The sequence below is a fragment of the Blautia sp. CGZ-1-C1 genome, assembly GCF_056504575.1.
In genome coordinates, this window is sequence record NZ_JBWLUT010000074.1 from 1 (window position 1) to 18,661 (window position 18,661).

16 protein-coding genes, 4 pseudogenes and 1 riboswitch are annotated in these 18,661 nt (G+C 41.1%); of the genes and pseudogenes, 18 read left to right on the top strand and 2 right to left on the bottom strand.

The annotated features are described in order from the left end of the window. The 7 genes and pseudogenes from AC058W_RS05505 to AC058W_RS05535 form a co-directional block, all read left to right on the top strand. Positions 1 to 192, top strand: a pseudogene (locus AC058W_RS05505) (FtsW/RodA/SpoVE family cell cycle protein); the annotation flags it as partial. Further along, positions 101 to 1,600, top strand: coding sequence for a peptidoglycan D,D-transpeptidase FtsI family protein (locus AC058W_RS05510; RefSeq protein WP_117845861.1), 1,500 nt, complete (start codon positions 101 to 103; stop codon positions 1,598 to 1,600). The pseudogene AC058W_RS05505 and the gene AC058W_RS05510, both read left to right, overlap by 92 nt. A 292-nt stretch (positions 1,601 to 1,892) precedes the next feature. Beyond that, positions 1,893 to 2,348 carry an NUDIX hydrolase gene (locus AC058W_RS05515; protein WP_055060056.1) on the top strand — a complete coding sequence of 152 codons (456 nt, stop codon included), beginning with the start codon at positions 1,893 to 1,895 and terminating at the stop codon, positions 2,346 to 2,348. A 162-nt stretch (positions 2,349 to 2,510) separates the two neighbouring features. Beyond that, positions 2,511 to 2,822 carry a hypothetical protein gene (locus AC058W_RS05520; protein ID WP_117677346.1) on the top strand — a complete coding sequence of 104 codons (312 nt, stop codon included), beginning with the start codon at positions 2,511 to 2,513 and terminating at the stop codon, positions 2,820 to 2,822. A gap of 4 nt (positions 2,823 to 2,826) precedes the next feature. Beyond that, complete coding sequence (locus AC058W_RS05525; protein WP_118610049.1) at positions 2,827 to 3,894, top strand: DUF2953 domain-containing protein; 1,068 nt, start codon at positions 2,827 to 2,829, stop codon at positions 3,892 to 3,894. Between the two features lie 2 nt (positions 3,895 to 3,896). Then, positions 3,897 to 4,268, top strand: a complete 372-nt coding sequence (locus AC058W_RS05530) for a GerW family sporulation protein (protein ID WP_117677344.1) — start codon at positions 3,897 to 3,899, stop codon at positions 4,266 to 4,268. Positions 4,269 to 4,351: 83 nt separating this feature from the next. Then, positions 4,352 to 4,489 carry a hypothetical protein gene (locus AC058W_RS05535; protein ID WP_178760763.1) on the top strand — a complete coding sequence of 46 codons (138 nt, stop codon included), beginning with the start codon at positions 4,352 to 4,354 and terminating at the stop codon, positions 4,487 to 4,489. 231 nt (positions 4,490 to 4,720) lie between these two features. Here the strand turns inward: AC058W_RS05535 and rpmB are convergent, their stop codons facing one another. Continuing rightward, entirely contained in the window at positions 4,721 to 4,909 is a 189-nt protein-coding gene (rpmB, locus tag AC058W_RS05540) for a 50S ribosomal protein L28 (RefSeq protein ID WP_019161496.1), read from the bottom strand. Positions 4,910 to 5,116: 207 nt separating this feature from the next. Here rpmB and AC058W_RS05545 point away from each other — a divergent pair, with 207 nt between their 5' ends. The 7 genes and pseudogenes from AC058W_RS05545 to udk all read left to right on the top strand — a co-directional run bounded on the left by AC058W_RS05545 (position 5,117) and on the right by udk (position 14,888). Then, on the top strand, positions 5,117 to 5,476 hold the full coding sequence (locus AC058W_RS05545; RefSeq protein ID WP_020993850.1) for an Asp23/Gls24 family envelope stress response protein: 360 nt from the start codon (positions 5,117 to 5,119) through the stop codon (positions 5,474 to 5,476). A gap of 58 nt (positions 5,477 to 5,534) precedes the next feature. Beyond that, on the top strand, positions 5,535 to 7,169 hold the full coding sequence (locus AC058W_RS05550) for a DAK2 domain-containing protein (protein ID WP_445291953.1): 1,635 nt from the start codon (positions 5,535 to 5,537) through the stop codon (positions 7,167 to 7,169). A 233-nt stretch (positions 7,170 to 7,402) separates the two neighbouring features. Continuing rightward, positions 7,403 to 9,457 carry an ATP-dependent DNA helicase RecG gene (gene recG / locus AC058W_RS05555; RefSeq protein ID WP_118610050.1) on the top strand — a complete coding sequence of 685 codons (2,055 nt, stop codon included), beginning with the start codon at positions 7,403 to 7,405 and terminating at the stop codon, positions 9,455 to 9,457. A gap of 157 nt (positions 9,458 to 9,614) precedes the next feature. Further along, on the top strand, positions 9,615 to 10,136 hold the full coding sequence (locus AC058W_RS05560) for a DUF6465 family protein (protein ID WP_118610051.1): 522 nt from the start codon (positions 9,615 to 9,617) through the stop codon (positions 10,134 to 10,136). Between the two features lie 349 nt (positions 10,137 to 10,485). After that, positions 10,486 to 12,825 carry a ferrous iron transport protein B gene (gene feoB / locus AC058W_RS05565; protein ID WP_118610052.1) on the top strand — a complete coding sequence of 780 codons (2,340 nt, stop codon included), beginning with the start codon at positions 10,486 to 10,488 and terminating at the stop codon, positions 12,823 to 12,825. 421 nt (positions 12,826 to 13,246) lie between these two features. Continuing rightward, positions 13,247 to 14,191 carry a carbohydrate kinase family protein gene (locus tag AC058W_RS05570; RefSeq protein WP_118610053.1) on the top strand — a complete coding sequence of 315 codons (945 nt, stop codon included), beginning with the start codon at positions 13,247 to 13,249 and terminating at the stop codon, positions 14,189 to 14,191. An 81-nt stretch (positions 14,192 to 14,272) separates the two neighbouring features. Next, positions 14,273 to 14,888, top strand: a pseudogene (gene udk / locus AC058W_RS05575) (uridine kinase). Between the two features lie 178 nt (positions 14,889 to 15,066). Here udk and AC058W_RS05580 read toward each other — a convergent pair. Then, positions 15,067 to 16,456, bottom strand: a pseudogene (locus AC058W_RS05580) (alanine/glycine:cation symporter family protein). Positions 16,457 to 16,842: 386 nt separating this feature from the next. Here AC058W_RS05580 and AC058W_RS05585 point away from each other — a divergent pair. The 4 genes and pseudogenes from AC058W_RS05585 to AC058W_RS05600 all read left to right on the top strand — a co-directional run. Further along, positions 16,843 to 17,067: an alpha/beta-type small acid-soluble spore protein gene (locus AC058W_RS05585; RefSeq protein ID WP_118247874.1), complete on the top strand. Its 225-nt coding sequence runs from the start codon at positions 16,843 to 16,845 to the stop codon at positions 17,065 to 17,067. 431 nt (positions 17,068 to 17,498) lie between these two features. Then, a riboswitch (cyclic di-GMP riboswitch) is annotated at positions 17,499 to 17,574 on the top strand. A gap of 131 nt (positions 17,575 to 17,705) precedes the next feature. Beyond that, positions 17,706 to 17,939 carry a hypothetical protein gene (locus AC058W_RS05590; RefSeq protein WP_118591596.1) on the top strand — a complete coding sequence of 78 codons (234 nt, stop codon included), beginning with the start codon at positions 17,706 to 17,708 and terminating at the stop codon, positions 17,937 to 17,939. Next, positions 17,920 to 18,108, top strand: coding sequence for a response regulator (locus AC058W_RS05595; RefSeq protein WP_182474164.1), 189 nt, complete (start codon positions 17,920 to 17,922; stop codon positions 18,106 to 18,108). The genes AC058W_RS05590 and AC058W_RS05595 overlap by 20 nt, the downstream gene beginning before the upstream one ends. Further along, positions 18,098 to 18,661 (top strand): annotated as a pseudogene (locus AC058W_RS05600) (hybrid sensor histidine kinase/response regulator); the annotation flags it as partial. The gene AC058W_RS05595 and the pseudogene AC058W_RS05600, both read left to right, overlap by 11 nt.

The following is an 18,661-nucleotide window of genomic DNA, read 5'->3' on the forward strand; positions in this document are numbered from 1 at the left end:
ACAGGTGTGACACTTCCATTGGTCAGTTACGGAGGAAGCTCTGTGGCGAGTACGGTGCTGATGCTGGCAATTATTCAGGGATTGTATATTTTGAGAGAAGATGAGGACGAAGAAATTGAGAGATATCGAAGAAAAGAAGCGGCGCAAAGAGCTCAGGAAGCGTCAGAAGCGCAAGGCTCAGGAGATTTCTAAAAAAAGAAGACCCGGTAATCGGGAATATACACTGGTATCCTGTTTTTTTGTGCTGATCTTTGTCAGCATGATCGGGTATCTGGTCTACTTTAATTATGCAAAGAGCGATGATTTTATCAACAGTCCGTATAATACAAGACAGGATACATTTTCAGACAGAGTTGTCAGGGGAAAGATCATATCTGCGGATGAGCAGGTGCTTGCCCAGACTAATGTTTATGAAGATGGGACAGAGGAGCGTACCTATCCATATGCAAATATGTTTGCTCATGTGGTTGGATATGATACAAATGGAAAAAGCGGACTGGAATCAGAAGCAAACTTCCAGCTTCTGACATCTCATGAATTCTTTCTGAATCAGATAAAAAATGAATTTCTGAATCAGAAGAATACGGGTGATTCTGTAGTGACAACCTTAAATGCTGATCTTCAGACAACGGCATATAATGCCCTTGGAGACAGAAGAGGTGCGGTAGTTGCGATTGAACCATCTACGGGAAAGATTCTGGTGGAATTGAGCAAGCCGGATTTTGATCCAAATACGATCTCCCAGAACTGGGATACATTGGTTAATGATTCCAATGACAGCAGCCTTCTGAACAGGGCGACCAACGGAGCGTATCCTCCGGGTTCTACATTCAAAGTGGTAACTGCTCTTGACTACTTCAGAACAAAGGGAAGTCTGGAAGGTTTTTCTTATCTCTGTGAGGGTAGCATTACCATGGAAGATCATACAATCAGCTGTTATGGTGGAACAGTTCATGGACAGGAAGACTTTTACAGTGCTTTTGCCAATTCCTGTAACAGTGCATTTGCGGAGATTGGAACTATGCTTGGTGGAAGCTCTTTGAAAAAGACTGCAGAGAATCTTCTTTTTAATAAGAGCCTTCCTCTTACTTCTTATAAAAAGAGTACGTTTACATTAAATGGTAAGTCTTCGGTGGCAGAGGTTATGCAGACTGCAATCGGTCAGGGAAATACCCTGGTATCTCCAATGCATATGGCGTTGATTACCAGTGCGATCGCAAATGGTGGCGAACTGATGAAACCATATCTGATTGATTCGATAGTCAGCTCAGACGGAGAAACAGTCAAGACAACAGAACCGGAGAGCTATAAACAATTAATGACTACAAACGAGGCGAATATCCTTGGAAAACTGATGAAAGGTGTTGTAGAGAATGGAACGGCATCTGCACTGAATGGAAGAGGATATACGGTAGCAGGCAAGACCGGATCTGCGGAATTTGATGAAAATGGCTCCAGCCATTCCTGGTTTATCGGTTATTCGAATGTAGATAATCCGGATCTCGTGGTAGCTATTATCGTTGAGAATGGTGGTACGGGAAGCGAAGCAGCAGTCCCGATTGCCGGACAGATTTTTGATGCATATTATTATGACAACTGATAATTAAAGAAATGCTCTGTTCAATGAGGAATTTGAAAAAATCTTTGAACAGAGCATTTGGTTTATATTCAGTAATATCGGTAGCATTAATGTTCATTATCTTCTCAGTAATACAGTCCCAATTTATTCTGGCTTGCCAGCAGCAATTGAAATTTGGCTTGTGTATCCTGGGATAGCGGTGTGTGAACAGTAACAACGGCAATGATTTCATATTTACGGGTTGCGGGTTTTGGGAAAAAGAGGTATACTATATTCAGTTTATAATACCACGCAAAACAGGAGGGATTGCATTATGATAGAAGCAACGAGCTGTGGCGGTGTGGTAATTCATCGGGGTAAGATTCTTACATTGTATAAATCTTACAGGAACCGTTATGAGGGCTGGGTATTACCGAAGGGAACAGTGGAACCGGGTGAGACGCATGAACAGACGGCATTGCGGGAAGTGATGGAAGAGGCTGGAGTGCGTGCGACCATTGTGAAATATATCGGGAAGAGCCAATATAACTTTACCGTTCCGGAGGACGTGGTTTCCAAAGAGGTACATTGGTATCTGATGACTGCGGATAATTATCATAGTAAGCCCCAAAGAGAAGAGTTTTTTGTAGATTCCGGATATTACAAATTCCATGAGATCTACCATCTGCTGAGATTTTCCAATGAAAAGCAGATTGTAGAACGTGCTTATCAGGAATATCTGGAAATGAGAAGCAACGGACTCTGGGGAAAACAGCATAAGTATTATTAACGAGAACAGGGCTGTGTTTTTACGACGCAGCCCGGTTTAAATTCCGGAGAAAACGGGAATACTTTAGTTACAGAATAGATGACTGTTGGGATATAAAAGACTGAGAAATAAAAAGGATAAGCTTATTGATTTGGTGTAGGCAGAAATGAGAGAGGGTGTAAGATGCTAAAGTGGCAGGAGAATTTTCTGGCAGGGGAATCTGTAAAGAATCCCGGTAAGATAAAAAAGAAATTAAATAGTGGAAAACTGGTGCCAGGCATTTATCTTCTTACATTATCAGAAAATCCATCTAATCTTATGGATATTATTCCGGCAGCGATGTTATTCCAGAAGAGCTTTTACGGAATCTGTCCTGAAATCATAGGAATGGCAAAGGGCAAGGAAGAGGCTCTGGAGATGGTGAGGAGCCTGATTGATGAAATGTATACGGAGACAGGAACCTTTGCAATAGCTGAATATATAGAAAACAGGTGAGAATATGTTACATATTTTATGGCTGATCCTTAAGTTTATATTGATCATACTGGGGATCCTGCTGGGACTTCTTTTACTGGCAGTGTTTCTTGTTCTGTTCTGCCCTGTGAGATATAAGGCATCAGCTGTTAAGACGGAAGGAGCCTGGAATCAGATAGAAGGAGAAGGCGTTGTAAGCTGGTTATTTCATGGAGTTTCGCTGAAAGCTGAATGGAAAGATCGGCAGATGGAAATGTCGTTTCATCTATTTGGAATTCCCGTAGATAAATTATTGAAGAAACGCCAGAAGAAAAAATCAGATTCGGAAAATACAAAGAATACAAAGAACACTTCAAAGAAATCGAAATCTGGTACAAAAAATTCGAGATCTCAGGCGGTAAATTCAAAGAATGAAGAGCATGAATCAGAAGCAAAATTATTGAATGATTCGGCAGACCAAGGTGTAAATTCTACTGAAAATCATACTAAAATCAATGAAAATGAAGAAAGTATAAGACAGGACCAGCACAAACCAGATAATGAATCAGAAAATACCGAAACGGTGACAAATGAAAATAAAATTCAACCAGAAGATACAGTTTCAGAGGAGGTTTCAGAACAGAAAACGTTCTTTATTAAAAGAATATATGACCGAATTCGAAATATATTCAAAGGAATTCGGACAAAATTGCAAAATATTCGCAGGACACTCAAGAAAGTCAAAAATAATCTGTCCTGGTGGAAATCTTTTCTCGAACATCCGAGAGTAAAAGCTGCCAGAACTCTGGTGTGGAAACATGCGAAATTTCTTCTTAAGCATATTTTCCCTACAAAGATAGAAGGACAGGTTGCATTTTCTTTTGAAGATCCGGCTCTGACGGGAACAGCACTTGCTGTACTTGGTATGACAATTCCTTTTCATAAGAACTGTGTTCAGATCAATCCTCGCTTTGATGGAGAGAATTATCTGCAGGGAAATATCAGGGCAAAAGGCAGAATCTATGGATTTGTTTTTCTGCGCGCTGCATTGATCATTTATTTTGATAAAAATATAAAATACGTTATAAAACGTTGGAAAACCAGGAGGGCATGACCATGGCAAACGAAAATAACTTTAAAGAAACTGTAAACTCATTATTCAAGGGAATGGACAGCTTTATCTCTGCAAAAACTGTAGTGGGAGAAGCAATCCATGTAGGCGACACGATCATCCTTCCTCTGATGGATGTCTCTTTTGGCGTAGGTGCCGGTGCTTTCTCAGGAGAGAAGAAGGATAACGGAGGCGGTGGAATGGCCGGAAAGATGACTCCATGCGCAGTACTTGTAATTCAGAATGGAACAACCAAACTTGTCAACGTGAAGAATCAGGATGGACTGACCAAGATTCTTGATATGGTGCCGGATTTTGTAGATCGTTTCACATCAGGAAAAGGTGACGATGAACCAATCAGTGAGCCTGAAAAATAAGACAGAAATCCGTTATAGGCATTCATAATAGAGTTTTTGCATAAAATATATCAAACCAATGAAAAAGAAAAGGTGCAGAAGAATTGGAAAAGCTGATAGGTTTTATGCTGTTTTTCATAGGGCTTGGGATGGTGATCGGATTATTGATCGCAGAGAATGTGATCCTGGTAGTTTCAGCCGGAATTTTCCTGCTGCTGGGATATCATCTTTTCTGCCACTGAAAATAATATATAAAAGAAAAAGAGACTACAGGATCAGCCATGATTTCTATAAAATTTTGTAGAATATCTGGCAGACTGTGGTCTCTTATATTTTTATCTGATAATTGTGGATTTTAACAGATTAGGTAAGTTTCATGTAATTGTAAATATCCATTGGATCATTGGAAATGAGAGGCTGGTTTTCTAAAGGGTAAAAAAATACCCCTGTAAAAACAGGGGCAATTGGTGTTATTATGCTCTTTCTACTTTACCGGATCTTAAGCAAGAAGTACATACATATGTCTTTCTAGCTCCGCCTTCAGCAGTTTTAATTTTAACGGATTTTACGTTAGATTTCCACATTTTATTGGATCTTCTATGTGAATGACTTACATTATTTCCGAAATGAGCAGCTTTTTCACAGATTGCACATTTAGCCATGATAGCACCTCCTTGACGCTTTATTGTTACTGTCTGCTGTGTGCCTGGTGTCTAAAACAGTAACCTTTTGTTCAACAGATTACATTGTAACAGATGAATTGTGCTTTTGCAAGCAAAAAAAGGAAAAAACTCAAAAATTATATTTCCTTTTCTGTAAAAAGAGGTTATAATACACTTACATACAATATATTAATTGGAGGTAACCATATGAATGGACGTATAGATTCCGGATTAGGTCAGATCATAATTGACACAGATGTAATCGCAACCTACGCAGGAAGCGTTGCAGTAGAGTGTTTTGGTATCGTAGGTATGGCTGCAGTCAGCATGAAAGACGGACTGGTTAAGCTTCTTGGTAAGAACAGCCTGAAACATGGTATCAGTGTCAGAATTACTGAGGACAATAAAATCCGCCTGAATTTCCATGTTATTGTGGCATATGGCGTGAATATAAGCACAATTGCAGACAACCTTGTCAGCAATGTCAAATATAAAGTCGAAGCCTTTACAGGAATGGAGATTGATAAGATCGATATTTATGTAGAAGGTGTACGTGCAATTGATTAGGATAGAGGAGGAACTTGTGGTGAATAACAAAACCATAGATGCCAGAATACTTTCCAGAATGTTTCTTGCAGGAGCCAAGAATCTGGAAGCTAAGAAAGAATGGATCAATGAACTGAATGTATTTCCGGTACCGGATGGAGATACAGGAACCAATATGACAATGACAATTATGGCAGCGGCTGCAGAGGTAGGATCTCTTGGAGAGCCTGATATGGAGTCACTGGCTAAAGCGATTTCTTCCGGTTCTCTGCGCGGTGCAAGAGGTAACTCAGGTGTTATCCTTTCCCAGCTTCTTCGTGGTTTTACCAAGAGCGTTAAAGGTAGCAAGGAATTGGATGCCAGCGCTATCGCAGCAGCGATGGAGAAAGGTGTGGAGACTGCATACAAGGCGGTTATGAAACCGAAAGAAGGAACAATTCTTACTGTTGCAAGAGAAGCAGCTGCGAAAGCTGTTGAAATTGCAGAGACAGCAGAGGATCTGGATACATTCTTTAAAGGTGTGATTGCTCATGCAGAGGAAACTCTGGCGAAGACACCGGAGATGCTTCCTGTTTTGAAAGAAGCAGGAGTAGTGGACTCTGGCGGACAGGGACTCCTGGAAGTATATCATGGTGCATATGATGGTTTCCTTGGTAAAGAGATCGATTATACTCAGTTTGATAAAGCGAAAGGACCTGCAGTAACTAAGATTGATGCTCAGACAGAGGCTGACATTAAATTTGGCTATTGTACAGAATTTATCATTCTTCTGAATCAGCCGATGTCCGGGGAGACAGAGCATGAATTCAAGAAATTCCTTATGTCACTGGGTGATTCTATCGTTCTTGTCGCAGATGATGAAATCGTGAAAGTACATGTTCATACAAATCATCCTGGACAGGCAATCGAGAAAGCTCTTACATTTGGTGCTCTTTCCCGCATGAAGATTGACAATATGCGTGAGGAACATCAGGAGAAACTGATCAAAGATGCCCAGAAGCTGGCGAAAGAGCAGGCTGAACAGGAAGAGAAAGAAGTAGCAGCACAGCCTCCGAAGGAAGTTGGGTTTATCTCCGTATCTGTTGGTAATGGAATGACAGAGATTTTTAAGGAACTGGGTGTAGACTATCTGATCGAAGGTGGTCAGACAATGAACCCAAGTACAGAAGATATGCTGAATGCAATCGCAAAAGTAAATGCAAAGACCATCTATATCTTCCCGAATAATAAGAATATTGTTCTTGCTGCAAATCAGGCAAGAGATCTTACAGAAGATAAAGAGATCGTAGTTGTTCCGACTAAGACAATTCCGCAGGGAATCACTGCTATGATCAGCTATGTGCCTGAGAAGAACAGTGCTGAGAATACAGAGGCAATGCTTCAGGCAATCGAGAATGTCAAGACGGGACAGGTTACTTATGCGGTTCGTGATACCAGAATTGATGATAAGGAGATTCATGAGGGAGATATCATGGGTATCGGTGATCATGGAATCCTGGCTGTTGGTAAGGATCGTGTGGAAGTTACGAAGGAGACTGTTGCAGAGATGGTGGATGAGGATTCTGAGGTGATTAGTATTTATTATGGTGCTGATACTGAGAAAGCGGAAGCTGAGGAACTGGCAGCAGCACTTGAGGAGGCTTATCCGGATTGTGATGTGGAACTTAATGCGGGCGGACAGCCGATTTATTATTATGTTATTTCCGTTGAATAATGGTCGTTAGGATTTAAATGAATATTTATAGGTAAATGAGGACGGATATAGGTCGCCGGAGAGGTGAGGTATATCCGTTTTCGTATTTCAATAGGGGACGGCAGGAAAATTATTTGTTTTTATATGCGGTTTCAGGCTCTAAGATATTCCAAGCTATTAAAAACAAATAATTTTCCTGCCTGGTATTTAAATGTGATACGAAATATTTATGGAAAGAAAGGAAGCTGTGGTATATGTCAACATCTTTGCGTACGTTGAAGGGTGTAGGTGAGAAAACAGAGAAGCTGTTTTCGAAAATCGGGGTGACGGATGTGGAGTCGCTGTTGAGTTATTATCCCCGGAATTATGATGCGTATGAGGAGCCGGTGGAGATTAAAGCAGTGGAGGAGGGCTCTGTTGTGGCAATTTCCGGGACGGTTGTTACGGGGGTATATGTGAATCAGGTGAGAAATCTTCAGGTGATTACAACTACGGTGGCGGATCTTACAGGGAGGCTTTCGGTTACCTGGTTTAATGCGCCGTATTTGCGTTCTACGGTGAGAAAAGGGTGTGCTTTTATTCTGAGGGGAAGAATCGCGAGAAAGCAGGGAAAGTTGCAGATGGAGCATCCGGAGATTTTTACTCCGGCGGCTTATGAGGAGATTCTGCATAGTCTTCAGCCGATTTATGGGCTGACTTCAGGGCTTTCGAATAAGACAATCGTGAAGCTGCTTCATCAGGTGTTGAAGGAGCAGAATCTTCAGGCGGAGTATCTGGCGGATGAATTTAAGGAGAAGTATCATCTGGCAGACAGGAATTTTGCAGTTCCGGCGATTCATTTTCCGAAGAATATGCAGGAGTTGTTATCTGCCAGGAGGCGTCTGGTGTTTGATGAGTTTCTTCTTTTTATTCTTGCGGTGCAGAGGTTGAGGGAGAAGACGGAAGAGGCGCCGAATGCGTTTCCGATGCATCCTGTCTGGACGACGGAGAAGATTATAGAGGATTTGCCGTATGACTTGACGAAGGCTCAGCTGAATGTCTGGCATGAAATTGAGAGGGACTTAAGTGGCCAGGCGTTGATGTCCAGACTGGTTCAGGGAGATGTGGGAAGCGGAAAAACGATTCTGGCTTTTCTGGCGATGATTATGACGGTTGAGAATGGTTATCAGGCTGTTTTGATGGTGCCGACGGAGGTTTTGGCGAGGCAGCATTTTCAGGCGATGGAGAAGTTGTTGCAGGAGCATAATATAGAATTTGGTCATCCGGTACTGCTTACCGGATCGGATACGGCGAAGGAGAAGCGGGAAAAATATGCGCTGATCGCATCGAAAGAGGCGAATCTGGTCATAGGAACGCATGCTTTGATACAGGAGAAGGTGCAGTATAATAATCTGGGGCTTGTTATTACGGATGAGCAGCACCGTTTCGGTGTGAAGCAGAGGGAAGCCCTGACGACGATGGGAAATCCGCCGAATGTTTTGGTAATGAGTGCAACACCGATTCCGCGTACTCTTGCTATCATTATTTATGGTGATCTGGATATTTCTGTGATTGATGAGCTTCCGGCGCAGAGACTTCCTATTAAGAATTGTGTTGTGGATACTTCTTATCGGCCCAAGGCTTATTCTTTTATGGAGAAGCAGATCCGTCAGGGACGTCAGGTTTATGTGATCTGTCCGATGGTTGAAGAGAGTGAGGGCATGGATGGAGAGAATGTTCTGGATTATACGATGAAGTTACGGAATGTTTTTCCGCCGGATATTAAGGTGGCGTCTCTTCATGGGAAGATGAAGGCGAAAGAGAAGAATGCGGTCATGGAGGCTTTTGCAGCGGGAGAAATCCAGGTTCTTGTGTCGACGACGGTTGTGGAGGTAGGCGTGAATGTGCCAAATGCGACAGTGATGATGGTGGAGAATGCGGAGCGTTTTGGACTGGCACAGCTTCACCAGCTTCGTGGGCGTGTAGGGCGTGGAGAATATCAGTCCTATTGTATTTTTATGCAGGGAAATGGGGCGAAGGAGACTTCGAAACGTCTGGAAATTCTGAATAAATCTAATGATGGATTTTACATCGCAGGGGAAGATCTGAAGCTTCGAGGCCCTGGAGATTTGTTTGGAATCCGCCAGAGTGGTCTGCTGGAGTTTAAACTTGGAGATATTTATCAGGATGCGGATATCCTGAAAGCAGCCAGTGAGACAGCGGCAGATATTCTTTCTCTGGATGAAGATTTAAGCCTTCCGCAGAATCAGGAATTGCAGAAAAAGCTGTCTGAGTATATGAAAGAAGATTTGCAGAATCTGGGATTATAAGTAATATTGCACAAAATGGGAGCGAAAGAATATAGGAAAAGGCTGTCTGTTTGTAGTAATTTTTCCATGTAAAGGCAAAAATCATTGCAAAAACAGGAGATTAGTAGTATTCTATTTCCATAAAAAGAATAATTATACCTTGTAAGGAGGCTATCAAATGGCAACAAAAAAAACTACAGCAGATCTCAATACATCCACTGCGAAGACAACCAAAGTTAAAGAGGCTCCTGCAAAGACAACTGCTTCAGAAGTAGCTGTAAACAAAGAAGCTGAGAAGAAAGAAACCGATAACAAAGAAACTGCAAAGAAAGAGGCAGCAAAAACAACTAAAACTACAGCAAAGAAGACAACTACAAGAAGAACAACAAAGAAGACTGCAGAGAAACCAGTTGAAAAAACTGCTGAAAAAGCTGCAGAAAAGCCAGTTGCAAAAGCAGCAGAGAAGAAGACAACTACCAGAAGAACTGCTAAGAAAGAAGCAACTGCAGAAGTATACGTTCAGTTCATGGGTAAAGAAGTCTATGCAAAAGATGTTTTAGAGAATGTAAAGAAGATCTGGACAGAAGAAATGGGCAAGAAGGAGAAAGATCTTAAAGACGTTAAGATTTATATTAAACCGGAAGAATATAAAGCATACTATGTAATTAATGGCGATATCACAGGCGCTATCGGACTCTGATATATAAAAAAGCAGAAGCAGGAAATAAATATATAAATACTGCTAAAAGATTCACTAATAAAAAATCAAATAAATGTCGGGACAGATGTTGTGATTTGTCTGGATGAATTCAGGAAACTCGGATGATAAGGTAAATTCATCTGAGTTTTTTATTTCTGCAATATTTTTCATTTCTGTAATATGAAAAAAAATTATAGGAAATATTGTATCTATAATTTTTTCCACTGCCTGTCCTACTTGACAAAAATTATCAGTTAGTATAAGCTATCTTCGATGGATAAATTATTGATAATAATTAATCATTAGCCAATAACAACCAAATGACAAAACGAAAGAAGAGCGAACGACAATGACATTAAAAGATTTGGAAATTGGAAAAAGTGCCGTGATCAGATCGGTTGGTGGAAAAGGTGCCTTACGTCAGCATTTCCTGGATATGGGTATGATTCCCGGTGCGGAGGTTACGGTTGTAAAATTTGCGCCTATGGGAGATCCGATGGAACTGCAGGTGCATGGATATGAGCTGACCTTAAGACTGGCAGAAGCAGAACAGATAGAGATTGAGCAGATTCCAAGAAGAAGCAGAAGTCATAAAGGAATTGAGTCTCTGAGTGACGCAGAACATCCGGGACTGGGAGAGGAAGGAAAGTATCACTCCAAGAAAGACGAGCACCCTCTGCCGGAAGGAACTACTCTGACTTATGCACTGGTAGGAAATCAGAACTGTGGAAAGACTACATTATTTAACAAACTGACAGGCTCTAATCAGCATGTAGGGAATTTTCCGGGAGTAACTGTAGACCGTAAAACAGGTTCTATTAAGGGACACCCAAATACAGAGATTACCGACCTTCCGGGAATTTATTCTATGTCACCTTACAGCAGTGAGGAAATCGTTTCCAGAAATTTTGTTCTGGATGAGAAACCAAGTGCGATCATCAATATTGTGGATGCGACAAACATAGAGAGAAATCTGTACCTTACCATGCAGCTTCTGGAAATGGACATTCCGATGGTCGTTGCATTAAATATGATGGATGAGGTGCTGGGAAATCAGGGTTCCATTGATGTAAATATGATGGAAGCATTGTTGGGAGTTCCGGTAATCCCTATTTCGGCGGCAAAGAATGAAGGTGTTGATGAACTTGTAAACCACGCATTACATATAGCAAAATATCAGGAACATCCGCTGCGCCAGGATTTTTGCGATAAGAATGACCATGACGGTGCTGTTCACCGCTGTATTCATGCGGTAATGCATTTAATCGAGGACCATGCGGCGCTGGCAGACATCCCATCTCGTTTTGCCGCAACCAAGGCAATCGAGGGAGATCCTCTGATCATGGAGAAACTGAAGCTAGACACCAATGAGACGGAGATGCTTGAACATATCGTACAGCAGATGGAGACAGAACGCCAGATCGACAGGAGTGCTGCAATCGCGGATATGCGTTTTGACTTTATCGAGCGATTATGTGAGCAGACCGTTGTAAAGCCAAAAGAGAGCAAGGAGAGGATTCGAAGTGAAAAGATCGACAGGATCCTGACAGGAAAATATACGGCGATTCCCTGTTTTATAGGAATTATGGCACTTGTTTTTTATCTGACATTCAATGTAATCGGTGCGTGGCTTCAGGGAATCCTGGAAATAGGAATTGATAAGATTTCTGCATTGACCGATGCAGCATTGACAGCTGCCAATGTAAACAGTGCCATGCACAGTCTGGTAATTGATGGCATCTTTACAGGTGTGGGAAGTGTTTTGAGTTTCCTTCCTGTAATTGTTACTCTGTTTTTCTTCCTGTCCCTTATGGAGGATAGTGGATATATTGCACGTGTGGCATTTGTGATGGATAAGCTTCTGCGAAAGATTGGTTTATCCGGTCGAAGTATTGTGCCGATGCTGATTGGATTTGGATGTACGGTTCCGGCGGTTATGGCAACGCGTACCCTTACAAGTGAACGTGACAGAAAGATGACGATTCTGCTTACACCGTTTATGAGCTGTACTGCGAAGCTTCCAATCTATTCTTTCTTTGTGAATGCATTCTTCCCAAAGAAAGGCGGGCTTATTATGACAGGATTATACCTGCTTGGTATTTTTGTGGGAATCCTGGCGGCACTTCTGTACAATGGTACTCTTTTCAAAGGAGAACCCGTGCCGTTTGTCATGGAACTTCCAAATTATCGTCTGCCGGGAGCGAAGAACGTTGCACAGTTACTGTGGGAAAAGGCAAAAGATTTCCTGCAGAGAGCGTTTTCTGTAATCCTGCTTGCAACTATGGTTGTCTGGTTCCTCCAGAGTTTTGACCTGCATCTGAATCTGGTAAAAGATTCTTCTGACAGTATTCTGGCAATGGCAGCCGGACTTCTGGTTCCGATCTTTAAGCCACTTGGTCTGGGAGACTGGAGAATCTGCACCGCTCTTATCAGTGGATTTATGGCAAAAGAAAGCGTGGTATCGACACTGGAAGTGCTTTTCAGTGGAAGCATTGTTTCTGTACTGACACCACTGGCAGCAGCATCACTGCTTGCATTCAGCCTGCTTTATACTCCATGTGTGGCTGCAATCGCGTCAGTGAAACGTGAACTTGGCGGAAAATGGGCCATAGGTGTAGTTGTGTGGCAGTGTGTGGTTGCATGGATCGTTGCACTGATCGTTCGTTTTGTTGCGGCATTCATTATTTAACCAAATCAAGTAAGTCCCCTGCTTCAATTGCGAAGAGCAGTAAGCAGTGGGTGGGGACTTGCTTGTATCAGAAGGGGTACAAGCCCCTTCTGATAAACTGCGAAGCAGTTATTTGGTTATGAGCAAGTAGCGAAAGCGGATTGCGAATATCCGATTGACTATTGATTAAAATCCTCGATCTACTGTCTGAAATAATGTGCAGCAGACGGGGATTTTTTATGCTATGAAAAATTATTCTGTAATGTTCTTATAATTAAAAAAAGTTTCCCGGACATTTTTATGATTAGTGAAGAATAAGGTCGAAAAAATTAGAAACTTTACGGAAAAAGCTTTTTATGCTATCATAGCGTCAATGACTAGTACAGCGAAAAGGTCTTCAAAAAAGATGAAAAAATAAGGAACAAAGGAGTAAATTCAAAGTATGGGAATTGTTGTGATCGGAGATGTATTTATTGATATAAAGGGATATTCCATAGCATCTTATATTCCTCAGGGAAGAAACGTAGGAACTATCGTACAGATTCATGGCGGCGTAGGCAGAAATGTAGCAGAGGATATTGCAAATCTGGAACTTAAACCAACATTTATCAGTCTCGTAAATGACGATGCCATGGGAGAGGAAGTCATCCGTAAATTGGAACGCCATAAAGTAGACACAAGTTATATGCGTAAAGTACCAAACGGTATGGGAACATGGATGGCAATCTTTGATAATAATGGAGATGTAGTTGCTTCTGTTTCCAAGAGACCAGATCACACACCGGTGGAATATATTCTGGATGAGTGTGGAGATGAGATTTTTAAGGACGCAGACAGCATTGCGATAGAGATTGATACAGACAGAGAAATCGTTAAGAAAACCTTTGCGTATGCAGAGAAATATAATAAGAAAGTATATGCAATGGTATCCAATATGAGTATTGCTGTAGAGCGAAGAGACTTTCTGAAAAGAACCTCCTGTTTCGTATGTAATGAACAGGAAGCAGGCATTCTTTTCTCCGAAGATTACAGTCAGACAGAACCGGAAGAGATGGCTAAAATCCTTGCAGAACGTGTGAAATCCGCACGTATTCCACAGATGATCGTGACAATGGGAGGACAGGGTGCTGTATATGCAGATCAGAATGGCGGATATGGCGTATGTCCGGCTATGAAGGTAGATGTAGTTGATACTACGGGAGCGGGAGATGCTTTCTTTGCAGGAACTTGTGCAGGACTTACTTATGGAAAAACATTAAAAGAGGCATGTGGAATCGGTACACGTCTTTCCTCCACTGTAATCTGTACTTCAGAGAATATCTGCCCGCGCTTTATGCCGGAGGAATTCGGACTGAATTATAATACAAGGAATAAAAATCAGAAATAAATTGCAGAAATATACACTGCATGAAATGAAGCACATAGCAGTTAATATACAGCCAATGGAGGAAAAACAAAAATGTGAAGCATTGTGATTGGAGTTGCCGGAGGTTCCGGCTCTGGTAAATCTACTTTTACAAAACAGGATTAAAGATTATTTCGGAGATGATGTAGTTGTTCTTTATCATGACAACTATTACCGCAGACAGGACGGAGTTCCTTTTGAACAGAGAGTAACAGTAAATTATGACCATCCGGATTCACTGGAGACAGAGCTTCTGGTAGAGCATCTGAAGCAGTTAAAAGAGGGAAAATCAATCGAGTGCCCGGTTTATGATTATACGAAACATAACCGTTCTGACAAGGTGATCAGAATCGATCCGAAAACCGGATGCATTCTTGTAGAGGGAATCCTGCTTCTGGCAGATCCGAGAGTGAGAGACCTTCTGGATATTAAAGTATATGTAGAAGCAGATGCAGATGAGCGTATCCTGCGAAGAATCTCACGTGACGTAGAAGAACGCGGAAGAGATCTCAACGGCATTATCAAACAGTACCTGACTACTGTAAAGCCTATGCATTACCTTTACGTAGAACCGACCAGATCAAAAGCTGATATTGTTATTAACAGCGGTAAGAATGATATTGCATTCGACCTGTTTGTCTCAAAAATCCGTCTGTTGCTGGATAAAAAGGAAGATTGAGTGTAAAAATAAAAGCAAGTTTCTAAGTTCATCAAGATATAGTGAACTTTGGAAACTTGCTTTTTGTAAAAAATTTTATAACGGTTTAACAGTTCTGTATTCTGAAGCCTATTGATGAAAACAGCTTGTAACCAGATCAGGTAAGCCTGTTGTTTCAGTTGTGAAGAGCAATAGACAGTTAACTATTGTCAGATAATTTCACAGGAGCATCATCTGGCATCCAGATCATTGATATATTTTCTGTGTTCTCCTGCAACGATCACATTTGAGAGAAGCAACACAGCCACGCAGGTTTGGAATTGCCATCAATGGGATCGCAAGATATCGGCAACGGTCCATACAAGATTCAGGGAAATAACCGGTGCGATCGCGGCAACTGCGATATACAGTACGCGATAAGGAATCAGCCCTTTTTTACCTGCAAAATATTCCACACATCGTTCACCGTAGTAAGCCCATCCAAGAACTGTTGAGTAAGCAAAAGAAATAATGCCGACAACCAGGATCACCGGACCAAGTACCGGAATCTGCTGAAATGCCAGAGTGGTAAGCACACCGCCATCTGTGATACTTCCCATATCAATGGAAGGATTTTTCATAATACTTGTGATGAGAACCAGACCTGTCATGAGACATACAACAACGGTATCCCAGAAAGTTCCGGTGCTGGAAACCAGTGCCTGACGTACAGGATTTCTCGTCTGGGCGGCAGCTGCTGCGATAGGGGCAGAACCCATACCTGACTCATTGGAAAAAAGGCCTCTGGCAATTCCGTACTGCATTGCCATCATAATACCGCGTCCAACCAGTCCGCCGGCAGCAGCTCCTGGAGTAAATGCCATCTTGCAAATCGTTTTTACTGCCGGAATAATAAAATCATAGTTGATTCCCAGAATGATCAGACATCCAAGTACATAAAAGAAAGCCATGAACGGAACCAGGCGTTCACATACGGTTGCGATTGATTTGATGCCGCCAAAGATAACAAGTGCTGTCAGTGCGGCAACTGCGATTCCGATAAAAACCGGAGAGATACTCAGATTCTCATTACATACAGTTGCAATTGCATTTACCTGAGTAGCACATCCGATTCCAAAGGAAGCGAAGCCGCCGAAGAATGCAAAAAGCAATGCCAGCCATTTCATATGTAACCCGCGTTCCAGTGCATACATGGCACCGCCCTGCATACGTCCGTCTTTCGTTTTCACACGGTATTTGACAGCGATAAGAGACTCGCTGTATTTCGTGGCGATTCCGAAAACGCCTGTCAGCCAGCACCAGAGAACAGCACCAGGACCACCCAGCGCGATAGCGGTTCCCACACCAATGATATTTCCGGTTCCAATTGTAGAAGCGAGAGCAGTGGTAAGTGCACCAAATTGACTGACTTCGCCTTCTGCCCCTGTATCTTTCGTGACAGATAATCGGATAGCTGTAACGATTTTTCTCTGGATCACACCTGTGCGGACTGTCATAAAAATATGAGTCCCGAGAAGCAGAAGAATCATCCACCATCCCCATACAAGACCATCCAGTTTGTTAATGAAATTTGCGACAGAATTAATCATAGGCTTCCTCTCCTTTTTATGAATTTATGTGAGTAAAGAAAAGAAGATACATCTTTGAACTTTAAAGATACCGTTTTATATAATAAAAAATTAATGTTATATAAAAAAAGGCATACATACACGATAGTTCATGTGATGTACGCCTTTGTACGGTTCGTCTTTTAGTTACACACATATACACAGATACAAATATCTGTCTGAAATTAAAGATTAATCTCAGTAGTTAAATGTAATTATACCGTAAAAAATATAAAATTGCAATAAATTTTCCATGCTCTTCCTTAGTATACGAAAACTTCCAGAGTATTATTCTTCTAGCTTCATATACTAGCATTGCAACACCAAAACAATCAAAAATGAAAACAACAACCAAGGAGGAAATTGATATGTCAAACACAAAATCTTCTAACCAGGCAGCTGTACCAGAAGCAAAAGGTGCGTTAGACCGTTTCAAATTCGAGGTTGCAAACGAATTAGGTGTACCGCTTACAGATGGATACAACGGTAACCTGACATCCAAACAGAACGGTTCAGTCGGCGGATATATGGTCAAGAAAATAGTATCGGAACAACCATTGAATTTTAGCTTTATGTTTTATATCATGATTTAAGCGTCAAAAGCTCGTACCTATTCAGCAGTTATCTTTTACAGATTCTTTTCATTTTCTTACAAAACGGGAACAGCGAATGCTGGAAAAATCATGGGCAAAATATTTTGCTGATGAGATATTCCCAAAGATCGGTGAAAAACCGTATGCTGAAAACGGAGATAAGCAGGGAGGTTGTTCAAGAAATAGTACTTGTATCTGAAAATGAATTAGACAAAAGCAGGATGACATGGTAGAATATAACAGCCAATTTAATAGAAAATCAACCGAAACCATTTTGCTGGTTTTTATTTTTAATTTTGTGCCATTTAAACGATTTAAAGAATGAGAATATGTTGGATTTACTATATCATTTATATGAGCGTATTGTGAAATACAAATTGACACATTTTTCGGGGGGCTATAATAGAACTAATTTTACTTCCAAAAGAAAATAAATATTTTAGCAAAGCAAACGAAAGTCTGTGACGCAAAGCTATAGGGCCTGTAAAATGGCAGCCAGTTGCATATGAAATAGCAAAGGGATACTATGGTTAATTAGTAGTAGTTTCTTTGCTTTTTATTATGGTTTAGCTTATCTGAATAGAGTAACAGAGAAAAGAAATAGAAAGATTAAGTAAAAAAGATAACGGAGATTAAAGATGATAAAAAAGGAGGCTGACAGGCAGAACTACAGTATCCTTGCAGGAGAAGAAGCTATTCTGCGGATTTTAAAAGAAATTGACAAAGCCAAAAATAGAGAGAGTATTGGAGCAGGAATTCAGAAACTCCTTGAAGTTCTCGGCAATTATGGAAATGCAGATCGAGCTTATCTTTTTGAAACGGTTCATAGATGCTACAAAGCATATTCGCCAGATGGATTCAGAAAGTGCTGAAATTCCGATCATTGCTGTGACTGCCAATGCCTTTAAGAGTGATGAAGAATATTGTGCTGAAGCAGGAATGAATGCTCATCTTTCAAAGCCTTTTGATATAAATAAACTAATGGAAGTACTTACATCCCTGTTGGACTTAGAATATACGGAGGATAAAAATGTTCAATAAAGAAAAGCAAAGTGAAAATAATATCTTTTCACTGGATAATACAAAGTTAAATGAAAACTGTCAAAAAATCGTACAGGATGCAGTGAGCGAACTGAATATTGTTGGATTCATGACAGGATATTATGATGAAAATCTTACAATTACACAGGTCAGTTCACACATGTTGAAGAATCTGGGATATACGTTTGAAGAATTTCAAAAGAAAACATCAGGTTCTCTGAGAAATCTTTTATATGGAGGAAACCAGACCTTTCTTGAATACGAGAGGTTCCAGCGCCTTCAAGGGTGTGGAGAAGGACAGATGCTGATGAGCGATGGCACACCTGTATTTGTCCGTATGTGCAAGAAAGATGCCATAGCAGATGATGGAAAGCAGGTATGGGTATTGTCTGTTCAGATTGACTGGATGCAGCAGAATCTGAAACTGATCAATAACGTGATTCATTCTGGGATGTGGCATTTTGATTGTGACAAAAGCGGAAATATTAAGGAAGTGTACTGGAGTCATGAGTTTCGCACGATGCTTGGGTATCATGACATTCTTGATTTCCCA